The 17,877-nt window shown below is 34.6% G+C and carries 18 protein-coding genes and 2 pseudogenes; 10 read left to right on the forward strand and 10 right to left on the reverse strand.

From position 1 onward, the window contains the following. Positions 1 to 352: 352 nt before the first annotated feature. Positions 353 to 2,950, forward strand: coding sequence for a DNA polymerase I (gene polA, locus AACK98_RS07925; protein ID WP_339041303.1), 2,598 nt, complete (start codon positions 353 to 355; stop codon positions 2,948 to 2,950). A 509-nt stretch (positions 2,951 to 3,459) separates the two neighbouring features. On the opposite strand, the gene AACK98_RS07930 is transcribed toward polA, so the two are convergent. Beyond that, on the reverse strand, positions 3,460 to 3,831 hold the full coding sequence (locus AACK98_RS07930; RefSeq protein ID WP_339042468.1) for an IS1 family transposase: 372 nt from the start codon (positions 3,829 to 3,831) through the stop codon (positions 3,460 to 3,462). After that, positions 3,735 to 4,118: a hypothetical protein gene (locus AACK98_RS07935; RefSeq protein ID WP_339041305.1), complete on the reverse strand. Its 384-nt coding sequence runs from the start codon at positions 4,116 to 4,118 to the stop codon at positions 3,735 to 3,737. Before AACK98_RS07935 ends, AACK98_RS07930 begins: the two co-directional genes overlap by 97 nt. Positions 4,119 to 4,266: 148 nt before the next feature. Between AACK98_RS07935 and AACK98_RS07940 the strand changes: the two genes are divergently transcribed. Both AACK98_RS07940 and AACK98_RS07945 read left to right on the forward strand, forming a co-directional pair. Further along, positions 4,267 to 4,818, forward strand: coding sequence for a DUF4153 domain-containing protein (locus AACK98_RS07940; protein WP_339041307.1), 552 nt, complete (start codon positions 4,267 to 4,269; stop codon positions 4,816 to 4,818). A 33-nt stretch (positions 4,819 to 4,851) separates the two neighbouring features. Next, positions 4,852 to 5,085: a hypothetical protein gene (locus tag AACK98_RS07945; RefSeq protein WP_339041309.1), complete on the forward strand. Its 234-nt coding sequence runs from the start codon at positions 4,852 to 4,854 to the stop codon at positions 5,083 to 5,085. Between the two features lie 193 nt (positions 5,086 to 5,278). Here AACK98_RS07945 and AACK98_RS07950 read toward each other — a convergent pair whose 3' ends face one another. Further along, positions 5,279 to 5,653, reverse strand: coding sequence for an IS1 family transposase (locus AACK98_RS07950; protein ID WP_339040222.1), 375 nt, complete (start codon positions 5,651 to 5,653; stop codon positions 5,279 to 5,281). Further along, a complete protein-coding gene (locus AACK98_RS07955; RefSeq protein ID WP_339040857.1) occupies positions 5,575 to 5,988 on the reverse strand; it encodes a hypothetical protein in 414 nt (137 codons plus the stop codon). Before AACK98_RS07955 ends, AACK98_RS07950 begins: the two co-directional genes overlap by 79 nt. Positions 5,989 to 6,376: 388 nt before the next feature. On the opposite strand from AACK98_RS07955, the gene AACK98_RS07960 reads away from it, so the two are divergent. Then, a complete protein-coding gene (locus AACK98_RS07960) occupies positions 6,377 to 7,006 on the forward strand; it encodes a ribonuclease HII (RefSeq protein WP_339041311.1) in 630 nt (209 codons plus the stop codon). A gap of 30 nt (positions 7,007 to 7,036) precedes the next feature. Beyond that, positions 7,037 to 9,061, forward strand: coding sequence for a primosomal protein N' (gene priA, locus AACK98_RS07965; RefSeq protein WP_339041313.1), 2,025 nt, complete (start codon positions 7,037 to 7,039; stop codon positions 9,059 to 9,061). A gap of 257 nt (positions 9,062 to 9,318) precedes the next feature. On the opposite strand, the gene AACK98_RS07970 is transcribed toward priA, so the two are convergent. Together AACK98_RS07970 and AACK98_RS07975 are read right to left on the reverse strand one after the other, a co-directional pair. After that, positions 9,319 to 9,597, reverse strand: a complete 279-nt coding sequence (locus AACK98_RS07970; protein WP_339040346.1) for an IS1 family transposase — start codon at positions 9,595 to 9,597, stop codon at positions 9,319 to 9,321. Continuing rightward, positions 9,560 to 9,976 carry a hypothetical protein gene (locus AACK98_RS07975; RefSeq protein WP_339040435.1) on the reverse strand — a complete coding sequence of 139 codons (417 nt, stop codon included), beginning with the start codon at positions 9,974 to 9,976 and terminating at the stop codon, positions 9,560 to 9,562. Before AACK98_RS07975 ends, AACK98_RS07970 begins: the two co-directional genes overlap by 38 nt. A gap of 988 nt (positions 9,977 to 10,964) precedes the next feature. Between AACK98_RS07975 and AACK98_RS07980 the strand changes: the two genes are divergently transcribed. After that, a complete protein-coding gene (locus AACK98_RS07980) occupies positions 10,965 to 11,597 on the forward strand; it encodes a hypothetical protein (RefSeq protein WP_339041315.1) in 633 nt (210 codons plus the stop codon). A gap of 155 nt (positions 11,598 to 11,752) precedes the next feature. On the opposite strand, the pseudogene AACK98_RS07985 reads toward AACK98_RS07980, so the two are convergent. Then, positions 11,753 to 12,737: pseudogene (locus tag AACK98_RS07985) on the reverse strand (IS481 family transposase). A gap of 186 nt (positions 12,738 to 12,923) precedes the next feature. Here AACK98_RS07985 and AACK98_RS08330 point away from each other — a divergent pair. The 3 genes from AACK98_RS08330 to AACK98_RS07995 all read left to right on the forward strand — a co-directional run bounded on the left by AACK98_RS08330 (position 12,924) and on the right by AACK98_RS07995 (position 13,860). Further along, the gene (locus AACK98_RS08330) at positions 12,924 to 13,112 is read left to right on the forward strand and encodes a transposase (protein ID WP_410519986.1); all 189 of its coding nucleotides are present in this window, start codon (positions 12,924 to 12,926) and stop codon (positions 13,110 to 13,112) included. 89 nt (positions 13,113 to 13,201) lie between these two features. Next, complete coding sequence (locus AACK98_RS07990) at positions 13,202 to 13,585, forward strand: hypothetical protein (protein ID WP_339040670.1); 384 nt, start codon at positions 13,202 to 13,204, stop codon at positions 13,583 to 13,585. Beyond that, on the forward strand, positions 13,492 to 13,860 hold the full coding sequence (locus AACK98_RS07995; protein ID WP_339042697.1) for an IS1 family transposase: 369 nt from the start codon (positions 13,492 to 13,494) through the stop codon (positions 13,858 to 13,860). The genes AACK98_RS07990 and AACK98_RS07995 overlap by 94 nt, the downstream gene beginning before the upstream one ends. A 582-nt stretch (positions 13,861 to 14,442) precedes the next feature. Here the strand turns inward: AACK98_RS07995 and AACK98_RS08000 are convergent. From AACK98_RS08000 to AACK98_RS08010, 3 genes are all read right to left on the reverse strand, one after another. Beyond that, the gene (locus AACK98_RS08000; protein ID WP_339041317.1) at positions 14,443 to 14,676 is read right to left on the reverse strand and encodes a BolA/IbaG family iron-sulfur metabolism protein; all 234 of its coding nucleotides are present in this window, start codon (positions 14,674 to 14,676) and stop codon (positions 14,443 to 14,445) included. Positions 14,677 to 14,695: 19 nt separating this feature from the next. Next, entirely contained in the window at positions 14,696 to 15,256 is a 561-nt protein-coding gene (gene efp / locus AACK98_RS08005) for an elongation factor P (protein WP_339041319.1), read from the reverse strand. 323 nt (positions 15,257 to 15,579) lie between these two features. Next, positions 15,580 to 16,287: a response regulator gene (locus tag AACK98_RS08010; protein ID WP_339041321.1), complete on the reverse strand. Its 708-nt coding sequence runs from the start codon at positions 16,285 to 16,287 to the stop codon at positions 15,580 to 15,582. A 224-nt stretch (positions 16,288 to 16,511) separates the two neighbouring features. Between AACK98_RS08010 and AACK98_RS08335 the strand changes: the two are divergent. Next, positions 16,512 to 16,640 (forward strand): annotated as a pseudogene (locus tag AACK98_RS08335) (transposase); the annotation flags it as partial. Positions 16,641 to 17,877: the final 1,237 nt, after the last annotated feature.

A 17,877-nucleotide genomic window follows, 5' to 3' on the forward strand; every position in this document is an offset into this window, starting at 1 on the left:
TATAAAGTCTGCCCGCTACAATCGATTTGCTGCACAAATAATAATCTCTAAATTATATACTTATATATTTTGCGTAGGAATTAACGAAGTAATACTTGAAAATCAGGCCAAAAATGTCAACACAGGTGACTTTACCGGCAGCATCATATATGAATACAACATAAAATCATTTATGAATTGAAATACTATATCCATGTGGGATTTTATTTTTTATAAGTGATATGATACCACTACTGGAATAATACAAATAGACATCAAATTTTGGCAAAGTTCTTCCGCGCGCACTATTCAATCACAATTTGAATGTCTATACACAAGTAAAAAACATCACTATCAGTATATACAAAAGCTAATGAAAAATCTCTGCTTAATCGATGGATATGGGTTTGTATTTCGTGCATATCACTCACTACCGCCACTTTTATCGCCTGATAATTTGCCAGTGTCTGCAGTATACGGATTCCTAAACATGATCGTAAAAATATTAAAAGAGCATCAATATGATCATATAGGAGTTGTGCTAGATAGTGGGAAGAAAAATTTCAGGCATGATATATCGCCGGAGTATAAAGCTAATAGACCAGAAGCGCCTGAAGACTTAAAAGTGCAATTTCCAATAATAAGAGAAGCAATAGAAGCGCTGAATATTAGCGTTATAGAACAAAACGGCTTTGAAGCAGATGATTTAATTGCATCTTACACCCGAAATGCAAGGAGTAACAATTATAAAGTCACAGTAATATCGGCTGATAAAGACTTAATGTGCTTAATGGCAGATAGCGGTGTTATCTTATATGACCCGGTAAAGAACAGGGTGATTAGCAAAGATGATGTAGAAAAAAAGTTCGGAGTTGGCCCTGAGAAGATAGTAGATGCGCTCTCTCTCATTGGTGATGCTTCTGATAATATCAAAGGTGTTAAAGGTATAGGCAATAAAACTGCTGCTACCTTGTTAAATACATTTGGATCACTAGAAGAAATATATGATCATATCGATTCTGTCACTCCAAGTAGAATTCAAAACCTACTGATAGAGGGAAGAGAGAGCGCATTTTTATCAAAACGATTGGTGACATTGGATTGTAATGTTCATTTGTTGAGCGGTATTGACCAGCTTGCGGTAAAAAAATTTGACATAGCTATGCTAACAGAATTTTTATCAAAATATGGATTCAAATCATTTTTTCATAAATTTGGCATTGCACAACCAGAGCCAACTCTTTTTAGAGAAGAAGAAGACGGCTCAAAGCTCAGCACCTTATTTGATAGCAAATCTATAGAGCAAAGTGATATAGTATTGCTGCTACCAGAAATAGTGAAATACGGCCTCATCACCTTTTTTATATCAATAGGAGGCTTCACATTTTTTTCATGTAATAAAGTTTATCAAGTAACAAACTCTAAGGATTCAGACTCAATTAATTCGATATTACTCACAATGAAATCGGTAATAGAAGATGATTGTGTCCAAAAAGTGGCAGCAAATGCAAAAGATCTCATACACAGATGTATGGATCTGGAAATCAAATCATCTGATATAGAGGACCTAAGCGTCATAGCATATACTGTAAAAATGGGAAAATACAAATATGACATAGAAAGTCTTTGTAGTGAATATTTAGATTATCATTGTAATATTGATGTAGGCGTGCTGTTTTTATTATACAAGAAACTAAAGCAAAGACTCTTTGATGAGAAAAAGTTGTGGCTATATGAAACAATAGATAGGTGTCTTGTGGAATTAGTTTGTCACATGGAGAAGATAGGAATTCTAGTAGATCAAGAATCTCTAAAACGTCTCTCACTTGATTTTAAGTCGAGACTCAGTGATCTTGAAGAGGAGATATATAAGCTTGCTGGGAGAAGCTTTAATATAGCTTCACCAAAGCAAGTAGGGGAAGTCTTATTTGATTCAGAAAATAGTAGCAGTCTGAGTTTGCCATGCTTTGCAAGCAACAAACGAAGCAAAGCAAAAAAATCTAGAAAAACCGGAAATTATGTAGTTGATAGCAATGCGCTTGAAGAACTGTCGGATTCGGGAAATAAGATTGCGCCAATAATTTTAAAGTGGCGGCAAATTTTTAAGCTAGTTACTACATATACAGATGGCCTGCAACATTCAATAAACCCTATTACTAAAAGATTACATACAACGTTTGAGCTTACAGCAACTGCAACTGGGAGATTATCTTCAAAAAACCCAAATCTACAAAATATTCCAATAAAAACTAAAGATGGCGCAAGCATCAGAGAAGTATTCATAGCTAAAGAAGGATGTGTTTTACTCTGCGCTGATTATTCACAAATAGAGCTGAGACTCCTTGCTCATATTGCAGATGTCGCTGCTTTGAAATCTGCATTTTTAAGCAGTAAAGACGTGCATGCAATTACTGCGAGCCAAATTTTTGGCGTACAGCTGAAAGATGTGACTCAAGGATTAAGAAGAAAAGCAAAAGCAGTAAATTTTGGCATCATTTATGGTATTAGTGCCTTTGGCCTTGCAAGGAATTTAGATATAACTAAAACTGAAGCTGATACATATATAACAAAATATTTTAAGCAGTATCCTGGAATTCAGCAGTATATGGAGAAAACCATCAACTTCACAAGAAGAAGCGGTTTTATCGAAACTCTATTCGGCAGGAGGTGTTATATAGATGGAATAAATGATAAAAATCACAATATTAGGCAATTTTCTGAAAGAGCAGCTATCAATGCTCCACTGCAAGGAACAGCATCTGACATAATAAAAAAAGCAATGGTAGAGCTGCCGACTCATATAAATAAGTATATGGTACTCCAAGTGCATGATGAGCTATTATTTGAAGTACCAGAAAATGAAGCTACAGAATACTCAGCAATAATCAAAGATATAATGGAAAATGCAACAAAGCTAGATGTGCCGCTTGTTGCAGATTGTAAATTTGGCAAAACTTGGGGTATCAAATAAAATGGTTATGCATCAAAGTATCAAACAAATCGCAGAAACTATAAAGAGGTTTCCTCTCCCTGTGATTTGTAGCTTATTGTTTTGCATCTTAATCAGTTCTACATGCATCATTTTTTAGCTGTGATAAAACACACTTTGTGATCCTATTCAGTGAGTGTTTTTGGCTGATATCTATACAGTTATACGCGGAGAGCAGGCGCTGGTCTGTTGGAGAATATTATCTGATGAGCCTTCCTATATCGGCTTTTATTGCGTGGTATTTCTATGCGTTTAATACAGCCTTATATGCTTTTCCATTCTTAGGTGCTGGATTATTTATTCTTATGTTTATTGCGCCATTTATTGGAAAAGCAGTAAAGAGTGCAGAAATATGGTGGTTTCAATATCGTCTCTTCATACAGATTTGTTTTACAACAATGATATCGATACTTTTATTCATTTTTGTTTGCTTTGTTATATATAGTTTTGAGCTGTTATTTGACGTTAAACTTCCAGATAATTGAGAGTTTTCACATAAAGATAGATAAGAGCTGTTCTTGATATTGTTTGAATATTTGTGTAATAGTAAGAGCGCACCAAAGCTTGATGGATCCGTATACCATTGACTCTTTTTTAGAAACGATTTTAGTGCGCCGTGTCATTCGGCATAAATGATGTCGCGTGTTGCTATTATCTCTCTCGATACATACTGTGCCAGACTTTCCAATCGTATGACGCTCTTTGGGTAAAATTTTAGAAAAAGCATCCCAATCATCCGTATAAAAATGACATTCTTTCAGATGACTCACTTTGTTGTAGAGCTTTTGGAATGTTGCAGTATCACGATTGCCTGTAACCCAGGCAAATGTTCTCCTTGTACTACGATCAACTGCCTTAATGATCCAAAGCTTGTTTTTTTTGAACCAATAAAATGCCACATCTCGTCGAATTCCATCTCCATAATATCCGAAGAGACAACTGGCTCCTGAGTCTTGCCCATCGCCTCTACTACCCAGCGATAAATTATGGACGGCGAATGCCCTAATATCTTGCCTAACATAGAAAAAGAGCCATTACCAAGACTATATAGCATAACGCATAATGCTTTCTTAACAGCTGTTTGAGGCTTCTTGCCCAGATCGCCCTCAACAAAATTTAGAACATGATCTGCACTTATAACGCTGTACACCCCTCACAATGCCATTCTTTACAAAGATATCAGAGCAACATCCCTTACAACAAACCATAAAACCACTCTTTAGTTTTTAAAAAAGTGATCATATCATACTTCTATCTAATTGTAAAAACTCTCAGATAATTTAATAATTAGCTATATATTGCCTATAATAGCCACCTTCCTTGCGCCAGTTATCGCAATGTCTGGTATTCCTACGAGTTATACATTCACCTCCACTGATTATCCAAATTTTATACGTTTAACACTAAGTTACCTGGTTATTCCTGCATTACTAGTTTACTGCACGGTTTTGTATATATACACAGCAAAAATTTTGATATCGTGGCAATTGCCAACTGGGAATTTAGCATATTTATTCTCTATTTTTGGTGTATCAGGAATTGTGACATACGTAGCCTGTTACTCTTTTCGCAAAATATCCGGCATTTTTAAGCTTTTTTGCGACAATTTCTTTAGAGTTCTTCCTGTTATCACTATATTGCTTGGTAGTGCGATATGTACACGCATTTATGAATTTGGAGTCACAGAGAGTAGATATTTTATCTTTTTGCTTCTTATATGGTTTATTTTATGCACTTTCTTTCACTTTTTTTCTGCAGAAAATAAGGTTATAAAGCTTATTTTTATAAGTATTGTAGTACAACTTATTATTGCTGCATTTGCACCATTTGGAGCAGTAAGCATTTCATAATGGAGTCAAAACCATAGATTAGAAAAAATACTTGTGCAAAACGGTATGCTCTCAGATGGTAAGCTTCATAAACCAATAAATAAATTAGATAGTAAAACGGTTGCTGACATCAAATCTATAATAAAATACTTAGTCGAGACAGAAAAAACTTATAAGCTAAAAATATGGTTACAATCTGGTGAAGATAAAAGCATTCATAATAATACTAACTCGATCACAGCAAATAGTGTATTAGAAAGAATGGGTTTATCTTCTGAGAATACTTGACAAATCTATACCTTTAAGTTTTGTTGCAAAGTTACATAATATGAAGCTTTAAGTAGAATAAATAGCGATGAAATATGTATATAATTATTGTGCTATAACAAGTTTAGAATTTATAATATTTTTGCTGCTCATAAAATTTGCATTTTACCTTTTTATACTTCTGCAGCTGAACTATAGATAATATAGGGCATTGCTAACTAAAGATAGATATCAGCAAGTCTTTATTAAAAAGCATTAGGATAGAGTTATAGATCATATCTATGGCCTTACTGTAACGTTTGGTTTTACGATGAAACCTGGCTAAATAGTGCCGTATTAATGAGTTGAATGATTCCACTAAAGACGTTTCTGCCTTAGTAGAATAGTGTTTTTTAGCAATCCTAAATTTTTCATAAACGTCGTAATGGTCACTGCATGATATCTCTATCTCGTAGCTACTTTGTAATCGCATGGCAATCGGAAGATAGGATGCAAAATCCCTGACAATGCTCACTTCAAAATCAACAACTTTATTTCTGTCCCTATCAACAGCAAGCCAAATGTAGACTTTGTTAGTTTTTTTTGGCAATAACTAAAAAGCTCATCCAGCTCAATAATTGAGATTTGCTTGGCATCCTCAGGTATCGTAACATCATTCAGCCTTTGTTTTAGAAGCTTTGAGAATTTTCTAATCCACTTTATTATAAGTGAACTCGAGACCTTTTCTAATCTCTCGATTGATCTAATTCCAACTCCCTCCAGATACATACTAACAACCTTCATCTTTTTATTAAGGCTGTACTTTACTCTCATATCTCCAGACTTATAGCTCTTTTTACACTCTAGGCACTTATACCTCTGACGACCTTTAATATAGCCATTCTTTGTGCTTCCTATGCTGCCACAATGCTTACAACTTAACATATACAATGCTTCCAATATAACTTACTATCAAGGCAGTATACATATACGCGAATTTAAAAGCAAAATCTATTCTTGGTTAGCAATGCCATTATTGAAAAGTCACATCGAAGAAACAGCAGGTCATCTATTATTTGTGGGGAGTTGGTATTACTAATGAATTTTATATTTACACATCATAAACTTTCCTTATGTACCTCGAGTAAATGAAAAGGTATGCTCGTCATATATTTTAAAATTTGTGTCGTTAGATCGCTCGTTAAGTATTGATCCATACACATGCCACCTTATTTCTTCCTAACTCTTTTTGAAGTCTAACTTCATATGTACATATTATTTACCTGCGGTATATATAAGGAAAGAAACACATATTACGTTGATGAACCAATCTATGAAATCCATAAAGCGAACTAAAGAAGTGGTAGAATTAAACAAACAATCTATTGATAATCAATTTGAAAGTGGCGTCATAGGAATCGACGAAGTAGGAAGAGGTGCACTTGCAGGGCCTATTGTCGCTGCAGCTGTTTTTTTCGAAAAAAATCCAGATATTTACGGAATAAAAGATTCGAAAAAACTTTCTGAGAAGCAAAGGCAGTGCTTATTTGAGCGTATTATAAAAGTATCGAAATGGGCAGCTTGTCTTAGCAGTGTTGAAGAAATAAATAAGCTAAATATCCGAGAAGCAACGCATCTTGCTATGTTGAGAGCCGTTTTAAAACTTGATTACTCTGACAAAGTGATTTTGGTGGATGGCAATGCCAATCCATTTAATCAACCTCAGCTTTCTGATAAAACTAGATGCATTGTAGGCGGAGACATGAAATCATTAGCGATTGCCTCAGCATCTATAGTTGCGAAAGTAATAAGAGATGAGATAATGCTATTACTTGGCAAAGAATTTCCTCACTATTCTTGGCTTAAGAATAAGGGGTATGGAACTTTCGAGCACATCAATGCGATTAAAAAATTCGGCAGTGTGAAATACCACCGCTCTTTATTCTTGCGCAAAATCATTTAGAACTAATTATCTTACACAATAATTTACCATATGCGATTAGTTTCTGTATTAGTACCTCTGCCATTTAATAAGCTATTTGATTATACAATAAGTGAGGAAATACTTCTGAATGACTCGGATCTAGTTGGGTGTTTTGTATTAGTTCCGTTTAAAAGTAAGGAAATATTAGGCATAATATGGGCTATCAAAACAACCAAGTCGGAAGAAAATAGCGATAAAAGGCTGATTAAACAAGTGATCAAGGTATACCTTGCTTTTAAGGTAACACAAACATTTATGAAGTTCATAGAACGTGTTGCTGAGTATAATATGATGCCACTTGGAATGGCTTTGAAGTTATCTATGCCAAAGTCCCAGAAATTTCTGGATTTAGATGTAAAAGAGCAGGAAATTGCGCCTGATCACAGTGACATGGATGAATATCAAAAAACTATTGCTCTTTCTAGTGCCCAAAAAACTGCTGCGGATCAAATACTGTTTAATTCCAAGGAGTTTTGTGTAACACTCCTGGATGGCGTCACAGGATCTGGAAAGACTGAAGTTTATTGTGCTGTAATAGACCGTATGGTTGTTCTGAAAAAGCAGATCTTAGTGTTGTTGCCAGAAATAGTACTCAGCACTAGTCTTTTTGAAAAATTAAAATACAGATTTAAAACGCAGCAAGTTTCACAATGGCATTCCTCTGTTACTGCAAAGAATAAAAAACTCACTTGGCAAGCTGCACTTCGTGGTGAGAGTATCATCGTCATTGGCGCAAGAAGCGCATTATTTTTGCCATTCTCAAATCTAGGATTGATCGTAGTTGACGAAGAACACGACTCATCATTCAAACAAGAAGAAGGGCAGATATACCACGCAAGAGATATGGCTGTATTCAGAGCAAAGCTTGAGTCAATTCCTATAGTATTAGCCTCAGCAACTCCATCAATAGAGACATATTTCAACGCAAAAAACGGAAAGTATAAGCATGCTCATCTACCAGAAAGATTTTCGCGTGTAGAAATGCCTGAGGTAAAGATTATCGATATGAATAGTGAAATTTTGCCAAAAGGTAGTTGGATTTCATCGGCTTTAAAGCGGCAAATATTAAATACTTTAGAAGCAAAGAAGCAAAGCATAATATTTTTAAATAGAAGGGGCTATGCACCTCTCAGCATCTGTAAAATATGTGGTAGCAAAGCAGAATGCAAAAATTGTAATTTTTATCTTGTGCTACATAAACAAAAGAACATATTACAATGCCATTATTGTGGATATAACATACTTAATACAAATTCTTGTCAAAGCTGTGGTGGACATAAACAAATCTTGGTCTATGGTCCTGGAATAGAAAGAGTAGAGGAGGAATTAAAATCTTTATTTCCAGGTGCGAGAATAGCTGTTTTTACCAGCGATACTGCAACGAATCACAAGACTGCATCTGCAATGATTAACGCAATACATAATAGAGATATTGACATCATAATAGGCACACAGATTATTGCAAAAGGATTGCATTTTAAGGACTTGCATTTAGTTGGTGTTATTGACGCAGACGCAGGAAGCTTCAGCTGCGATCCACGAAGTCTTGAAAAGACATATCAATTGATACATCAAGTGTCAGGAAGAGCTGGGAGAGAAAGTACGAAAGGTGTAGTTTGCCTGCAAGCATATATGCCAAATAGTGTAGTACTACAGAATATAGCTTTGTATGATAGAGAAGGATTTTTAAGGTCTGAACTAAATGATAGGGAATTAGCTATGATGCCTCCTTTTGCGAGGCTTGCTCTTATAACTTTTTCATGCGCTAATGAATCAAAACTTCTTGAGTTTATACGTAGCGTTAGAATAGATACTGAATATATGCTAGGTCCCACTCCCGCTCCAATATTTAAGCTAAGATCAATGTATAGATATAGAGTAATAGCAAGAGTTCCAACGCATCACTCTAAAAATAGAGTAGGAACTCCAAAACCGATAAACATACAAAATATGGTGCAAAAGTTTATCGGCTCACTTCCGCAACAAAATTGTATTAAGATTAAAATAGATATAGATCCATATACTTTTATATAATACCAACTCTCTCTAAATAACAGGACGCTTTAGTTCGTCTTTTTAGAAAATTTAAGTGCGCTCCTGGCCGTTGTACTTCTAGTATGCCTCAATCAAATCACATCTTAAATTTTCTAAAGAATACGTAGCGACTATATGTTGTTATTTGTAGGATTTGGTGTAAATAAGCTGTATAAAATTTATCCTATGTATCAATTTCTTGTGAGGTACAAAAAAATATAATAATGATTGCTGCTATTTAAAAAAACTGAGAGTTTTCACATAAAGATAGATAAGAGCTGTTCTTGATATTGTTTGAATATTTGTGTAATAGTAAGAGCGCACCAAAGCTTAATGGATCCGTATACCATTGACTCTTTTTTAGAAACGATTTTAGTGCGCCGTGTCATTCGGCATAAATGATGTCGCGTGTTGCTATTATCTCTCTCGATACATACTGTGCCAGACTTTCCAATCGTATGACGCTCTTTGGGTAAAATTTTAGAAAAAGCATCCCAATCATCCGTATAAAAATGACATTCTTTCAGATGACTCACTTTTTGTAGAGCTTTTGGAATGTTGCAGTATCACGATTGCCTGTAACCCAGGCAACTGTTCTCCTTGTACTACGATCAACTGCCTTAATGATCCAAAGCTTGTTTTTTTTGAACCAATAAAATGCCACATCTCGTCGAATTCCATCTCCATAATATCCGAAGAGACAACTGGCTCCTGAGTCTTGCCCATCACCTCTACTACCCAGCGATAAATTATGGACGGCGAATGCCATAATATCTTGCCTAACATAGAAAAAGAGCCATTACCAAGACTATATAGCATAACGCATAATGCTTTCTTAACAGCTGTTTGAGGCTTCTTGCCCAGATCGCCCTCAACAAAATTTAGAACATGATCTGCACTTATAACGCTGTACACCCCCTCACAATGCCATTCTTTACAAAGATATCAGAGCAACATCCCTTACAACAAACCATAAAACCACTCTTTAGTTTTTAAAAAAGTGATCATATCATACTTCTATCTAATTGTGAAAACTCTCAAAAAACTTAACAAAATAAATAAATCAATATAAGATAAATTATATACAGACTGTGGCATCTCTTGCTGCGCTGTTATATTCGATGCGTGGAATTGCCAAGCAATTGCTAGGTTTTCTGTGTGTTAAAATTATTATACAGGTGCTTGTGGAGCAGCATGACAAATACTATTCGATGCGCCAAGACAGTTAGTGTTGGCCAAAGCGCTTTTTATGCGCTGCAATATCAACATAAAGCCGTTGGTGCATCGCAGTCATGAGCTTTTATAGTCATTTCAGTAAAAATCCGATATCTAAGACGAATGCTAAACAGTAAAATGAAAGAGATTTTCGACTGTAGTTGTTATTTAAGTTAAAATATTTTGAATCTGACTTTTGATAACACACTTCTTTAGAAGTTGTTAGTATGCTAAGATCGTGCAATTTTAAGCTCAGTAGAAAACAGGAACAATTGATCTATGCAAAGTGGTTCCTGCAGTATGTGCATATTGTTCACATGCATTTGCAGCCTTGCTATGTAAGGTTTTCATAAACGCATACCTTGGTTTTCCTGCACTTGATAAATTTTGTGCTCTATACTTGAGATTAACTTGTGAACGATGACTTGCTTCTATCCCTCTGATAAATGAAGAGTTGCTATTTAACTTGCGTGCATACGAAGTTAGAAATCAAAAAGAGCTATGAAGAATGGTGCGCCAAGTGTTTGTTTGAAACAAAAGACATAAGGAGCATTCTAAAGGCCCCAATTTTGAAGCATAACGAGTATATACACAATGTTGCAGCTTGTGTTATAAGGACTAATTTATGTGTTTTATCATTAAAACGCTACTACTCGTTTGATTTTACTGTCTGCAGAAGGCTGATGTATTGGATAAAAGCAAGGAGGTAGTTATGATTTTGTTAAAACAACCAGTTGTTGATTTATTACAACGTTTTAAGGATGCATTTTGGAACTGTTTAAAAAAATTTTATACTTTGCGAAATCAAGATAACACAAATCAAGAGAATAGTGTTACAATAGAGTCCGGCACTCAAGTTGTTCAGACTGATCTTGAGCATGGCCGAATTAACACGGCAGTGGGAGCAGTGCTAGAAGAAATCGATCTAAATGATGAAACTAGTGCCGTTGGGAGGGCTTCCACTGGCAGCGCTATAAATGAAGGAGGTAACCAAGACATGGATAAAGAAACTAGCGACTCAAAATATCAGAAAGCTAACAAGATTTCAGAAGAAATATGTAATGCTTTACGTACTATTATACAGCAGCCTACTAATCAAACAGTATCGCAAGTAGCAGTGAATAATATTCCAAATGCTCAATTGACGGATGATGCGGTTATTGCAAACCATGTGGCACTAAATCCTACTAACCAAGAACAAAGTTCTAGCTCTGGGCAAACTTCTGGTGCAACACTAGAACATGCACTAGAACTAGATCCTAATCCAGAACATCACGCAGAAGTACAACATTACGCAAAAACTTCCTGTGCTATATCATAAATGACTGATGTGACCTAATGCTATAAGTATAGCATTAGGTCAATGTTTGTTATCATGCTTCAATTAAATTAAGATTTAATTGAGACTCAGGAAAATATGTGGCAGATTTATCATATGTAGAAGTCAAGATTTGATCTTACAGACAGTTATAAATTTTATATCTGCTTGTCAGTTAAGTTTCGACTGTCAGATATGTAACTGAGATACAAGATTTCATTATTCTTTTCCACAGCTAACTTTTTACTATCCAAAAAAGTTTGCATAGGTGTTTTTCCATAACAATATTTACCAGAATGAGGTCTTTCATTGTTGAAATATTCTAACCAAATATCAAGATCTAATTGCAAGTCATCCAATGATGTATAAATCTTTTTACGCATAGCTGTATCAAAGAATTCTTGTTTTATAGTTTTATTAAAACGTTCACACATACCATTAGTTTGAGGTGAATATGCTTTAGTTGTTGTATGCTCTTACTGAGAAATAACTCAAAAGCATGATGTTCTATATTTCCCTTATATTCTCCTCCACGATCTGTAAGAATACGAAGCATCGGTATCCCTTGACTCTCATACCATGGTAACACTCGATCATTTAGCATATCAGCAGCAGTAATCGCAGTTTTGTCAGTATACAGTTTAGCATCAGCAAATCTACTGTAGCTATCAATAAATACCTGAGCATAAACCTTTCCTATCCCTTTGAAATTGCCTATATAATATGTGTCTTGGCAACCTAAATAACCTGGATGTTGTGTCTCAATTTCTCCATGTGCTTCTTTTTCATTACGGCGTTTCTCTAGTACTTGCAGCTGTGCTTCGGTCAATATAATACCATCTTGGGCCATCTTAGCTTCTAAGGCTTTCAATCTTTTATTGATATTATTCAAATCATTACGTAACCAAATCGATCTTACTCCTCCAGGAGAAACAAGTATACTACTCTTCTTCAGCTCATTTGATACTCTAAGTTGTCCATATGCTGTACTCTATCCGCCATATCAACTACTGCTTTTTCTACTGCAGGATCTACTCTATTAGCGATTATTGGCTTCTTGCGACTTATCTCGTATAGCGCTTCTTCTCCTCCCGTTTCATATAGTTCTTTAAATCTGTAATAGCTATCTCTACTATAACACATTGCCTTACATGCAGATTATATACTACCAAGGCTTTTTGCCAATTCAAGTAAACCTAGTTTCGGTTTGATGATTTTTTGATTTAAGTTCATTGCTTATCTCCATTTAATAACTAATTTAATTTACTAAATGTAAGATAAAATGTCGACTAATACAGATTATCTAGGAAATGTGCTAAGGGAGGACGAATGGAATGTAGGAGAGGATCCCACAGCCTATATGACCTAAAGTATCATATAGTATTTTGTACTAAGTATAGGTATAGAGTTTTAACTGGGCAAGTTGCTATTAGAACTAGGGAAGTAATCCGAGAAATATGTGCTGCTAATTACATAAATATAAGAGAGTTTTCACAATTAGATAGAAGTATGATATGATCACTTTTTTAAAAACTAAAGAGTGGTTTTATGGTTTGTTGTAAGGGATGTTGCTCTGATATCTTTGTAAAGAATGGCATTGTGAGGGGGTGTACAGCGTTATAAGTGCAGATCATGTTCTAAATTTTGTTGAGGGCGATCTGGGCAAGAAGCCTCAAACAGCTGTTAAGAAAGCATTATGCGTTATGCTATATAGTCTTGGTAATGGCTCTTTTTCTATGTTATGCAAGATATTATGGCATTCGCCGTCCATAATTTATCGCTGGGTAGTAGAGGCGATGGGCAAGACTCAGGAGCCAGTTGTCTCTTCGGATATTATGGAGATGGAATTCGACGAGATGTGGCATTTTATTGGTTCAAAAAAAACAAGCTTTGGATCATTAAGGCAGTTGATCGTAGTACAAGGAGAACAGTTGCCTGGGTTACAGGCAATCGTGATACTGCAACATTCCAAAAGCTCTACAACAAAGTGAGTAATCTGAAAGAATGTCATTTTTATACGGATGATTGGGAGGCTTTTTCTAAAATTTTACCCAAAGAGCGTCATACAATTGGAAAGTCTGGCACAGTATGTATCGAGAGAGATAATAGCAACACGCGACATCATTTATGCCGAATGACACGGCGCACTAAAATCGTTTCTAAAAAAGAGTCAATGGTATACAGATCCATCAAGCTTTGGTGCGCTCTTACTATTACACAAATATTCAAACAATATCAAGAACAGCTCTTATCTATCTTTATGTGAAAACTCTCGTATTTTTTATGCTATTTGGTGTAATGCCAAGAGAACAAGTGCTAAAAGTTATAATGCATAGAAATATAGCTAAAACAGTATAAAACAGGCGCGCTAAACTTTGCAAAATGCTTATGAGCTTTACGCTTGCAAATGAAGAGTTGACATTTCTGATTTTGATATGAAGCTATATTTCAAAAAGAGCTAGAAAGAATGGAAAACACTTTCAATCGTCTTTACTATTGCGCTGCCAGCACAGTGCTTATATAGTAAGCACCGCACGCCCAAAAGTCTCGAAACAAGTATGAAATGGTGCCACGAGCGTCAAAATAGCGCTTTAAATCCGTAAAAAAATGTTATAATAAACGCAAAAACCTTACGGATTTTGTGAAAGTAGTGTTTGCGCGGCACAGAACCAATTAATATATCCAAAAATTAGCACATGGCCTAATCCTGGGCTAATTTTTGCGCATTTCACTTCTCCATAAAAATTGATTTGCTTGCGCAAAATCAATTTTTGGCGAACGGACTATCTATAAACCAGTTAACTTATAACACAAGCTATATATATTTTTATTATCGCGCTTTAAGCTTTTAAAGCTTAGGCTCAGTTTTTAATACTAGAGCATGCAAGCCTTCAGAAAATGGTTCTTGCAGAGCTTTATAAACTGCTTTATGCTGAGCTACTCTCGGCATTCCATTAAATTGAGCAGATCTTATACGAAGTTCGAAATGATTTTGATCTCCAACCACATCCTCAAGTTCAATTTCTGCATCAGGAAAGTTTTTTACTAGTAATCTTATAAGATAGTCTCTAGAAAACGCCATAATATTTTATTCCTCCAATTTATGCTCTTTCAACATATTCTCTACTCTCAGTTTTTATCACCACTTTATCACCTTGATTCAAAAACTGCGGCACCATAACTCTTACCCCGTTATCTAGCACTGCTGGTTTATAGGAAGATGTAGCAGTCTGTCCTTTAACAACAGGCTCACATTCTCTAATCTCTGCAATTATTGTATCTGGCAACCTAACTACTACAGGTTTTCCTTGATAAAAATCAACAGCCAAAATTAACCCATCTATAAGAAACGGAAGTTGTTCACCAACCATCGAAATTGGAATATTTATTTGCTCATAGCTTTCAATACTCATAATCCATATTGAATCACCATCTATATAGAGATACTGAAAGTCATACGTTTCAAGATGTACTTTCTCAACAAACTCGCTACTTCTAAAGCGTACGTTGTTTTTAATTTTTCCATCTATATCTTTCATCTCAACTTGTACATAAGCACCACCCTTACCAGGCTGAGTATGCATAGTCTTTGCTACAACCCAAAGCTTTCCATTATATTCGATTATATTTCCTACTCTGATACTATTTGAATCTATCTTCATTTTATAAAATCTAACAACTCCAATTAAATAAAAAATTTGCAGTATAAAAATACAAGATGACTACACTTAGGTTCAAATTAGGAAAAAGCAAACGGCTGTGCTTATCTCTCCGATTCACATAACATAATTACAACAAAGTAGCACATGAAAAACTCATATAGCACACAGCACCTATAAATCTAATAAACCGCACTACATTTTAAGAAGATTATAACAACTAAATATAATCTTAGCAAAGCAAAACTGAACATAAATGCATAGGTCAATCTCAGCAGCAAAGCAAAATCACATATTTCCTTAATTTAAAAGATACTTTATAGTTGTCATTTTTTATCTGGAGGTTGCAATTTGTAACCAACAAGTCTTACAGTCTTAATACATTCTTTCCCGCAAGCTTTAAATAAAGCTTTACGTAATCTTGTCATATGTACATCAACAGTTCTTGGATCTACTACTACTTCTATACCCCAGATTTTTTCTATTAGTTCATTTCTAGAGAATACATTTCCTGGATTTTCCATAAGAATTTGCAATATTTGAAATTCTATTGGTGCAAGTTTTACTTCAATACTATTGCAAGTCACAGCATATGTATTCAAATCCATAACTATACCGTTGAACTGCAAAGTTTTTTCTGCAATCGCTGGTCTTATCCTTCTTAGTACAGCTTTAATCCTCGCTATTAGTTCTATAGGAGAAAAAGGTTTTGTTAGATAATCATCAGCACCTCTATCAAGTCCTGCCACTTTATCTAGATCTTGATCCCTTGCAGATATCATGATAATTGGAATATTTGCAGTATCTGGATTTGCCCTAAGAGCCCTACAAACTTCTATTCCATGCTTAGAAGGTAGCACCCAGTCTAACAAAATTAGATCAGGTTTTGAAGAGTATACCCACTGCAAGGCTTCCTCTCCATCGTTTATGATATTTACGTTATATCCCTCCTTCTGTAGATTATACGCTATTACTGTAGCAAACGATTTTTCATCTTCTACTATCAGTATTGAAAGCCTTAAATTTTTATTCATCGCAATTTATTCTTAATTAAGTTGTTGCCGACGACTTCACATTGATTTTTCTAAAATAACAATCACTAACTTAGATTGCAAATTAAAACTCAATTTATGTAGTTATATGTGATATGGTTAAGACCCTCGCCTTTAGGCGAACACTTTAGTATTAGTTATCTAGGAAATGTGCTAAGGGAGGACGAATGGAATATAGGAGATGATCCCACAGCCTATATGACCTAAAGTATCATATAGTATTTTGTACTAAGTATAGGTATAGAGTTTTAACTGGGCAAGTTGCGATTAGAACTAGGGAAGTAATCCGAGAAATATGTGCTGCTAATTACATAAATATTAGTAAGATTTTATAATAGTAAAAAGTATAGTGTTATTTATATATTACAATTTTATTATAGATATTAAAATTTAACCAATATATAATATTAAATTCTTACTCTATAAAATGTTAATTAATAACATCAGTTGCTACAATAAGGAGATGTTAATGTGAAATTGAAATAATTTATCAATTACTACCGGCTAAAGCGCGGTAGTTTGTGTAACGCTTGCAAAGCAGATTAAAAGCGTAAACGCTAAAACTCTGATATTCTAAAATCATCTTTTTTGTGATGTTCCTCATGCTGTTCTATATATTTTTGCACTTCTTCTGAATTCACATTGCCAACTGTCACAACAAAATACCCTCTGGCCCAAAGATGTTGTCCCCAATACCGCTTACGGAGCAGTGCAAATTCCTGTAGCAACTTACGACTACTTATACCTTTAATATATTGCACAGCTTTAGATATTGATATACTAGGCGGAACCAATGCTAATATATGTACGTGATCAGGACTCATACTGCCACTAATTATATTTATGTAATTAGCAGCACATATTTCTCGGATTACTTCCCTAGTTCTAATCGCAACTTGCCCAGTTAAAACTCTATACCTATACTTGGTACAAAATACTATATGATACTTTAGGTCATATAGGCTGTGGGATCATCTCCTATATTCCATTCGTCCTCCCTTAGCACATTTCCTAGATAACTAATACTAAAGTGTTCGCCTAAAGGCGAGGGTGTTAACCATATCACATATAACTACATAAATATAAGAATTTTATATAAAACAGTTTTGTATACTATATAAAACCATATTTTTATTTGTGATAATATGAATGGCAAACTTGTCACAGTTAGAATTATTAAGAGATATAGCATTACAACACCAAAACGCAACTACATGAAATTCTGTCTTACTACAGATGTTAAAAACTATGTTGATAACTTATCAATTAATTGTTCAATAAATAACCTATAATATCAATAGGACAAAATACGTCTTTAATTTTCCACAAATTGTATCCATTATAAACAACTATATCAGATAGTTACTAGTTGCTAATAAAAGATATAAACATATGTTAGCAATGTTCATAAAAATAGCTTATCAACATATCATTAACATCGTATCATTCTGTCACATGTTATATATTTATTGCTATTTCAAGTATAACTATCAACTCAATATAAAAAGTTATTAACATATACATTGTTATTGTTGATAAAAACTGAATAACTAGTAATCAACAAATTAACAT

It is taken from the genome of Candidatus Lariskella endosymbiont of Hedychridium roseum, assembly GCF_964020185.1.
Classification (GTDB): Bacteria; Pseudomonadota; Alphaproteobacteria; order Rickettsiales; family Midichloriaceae; genus Lariskella.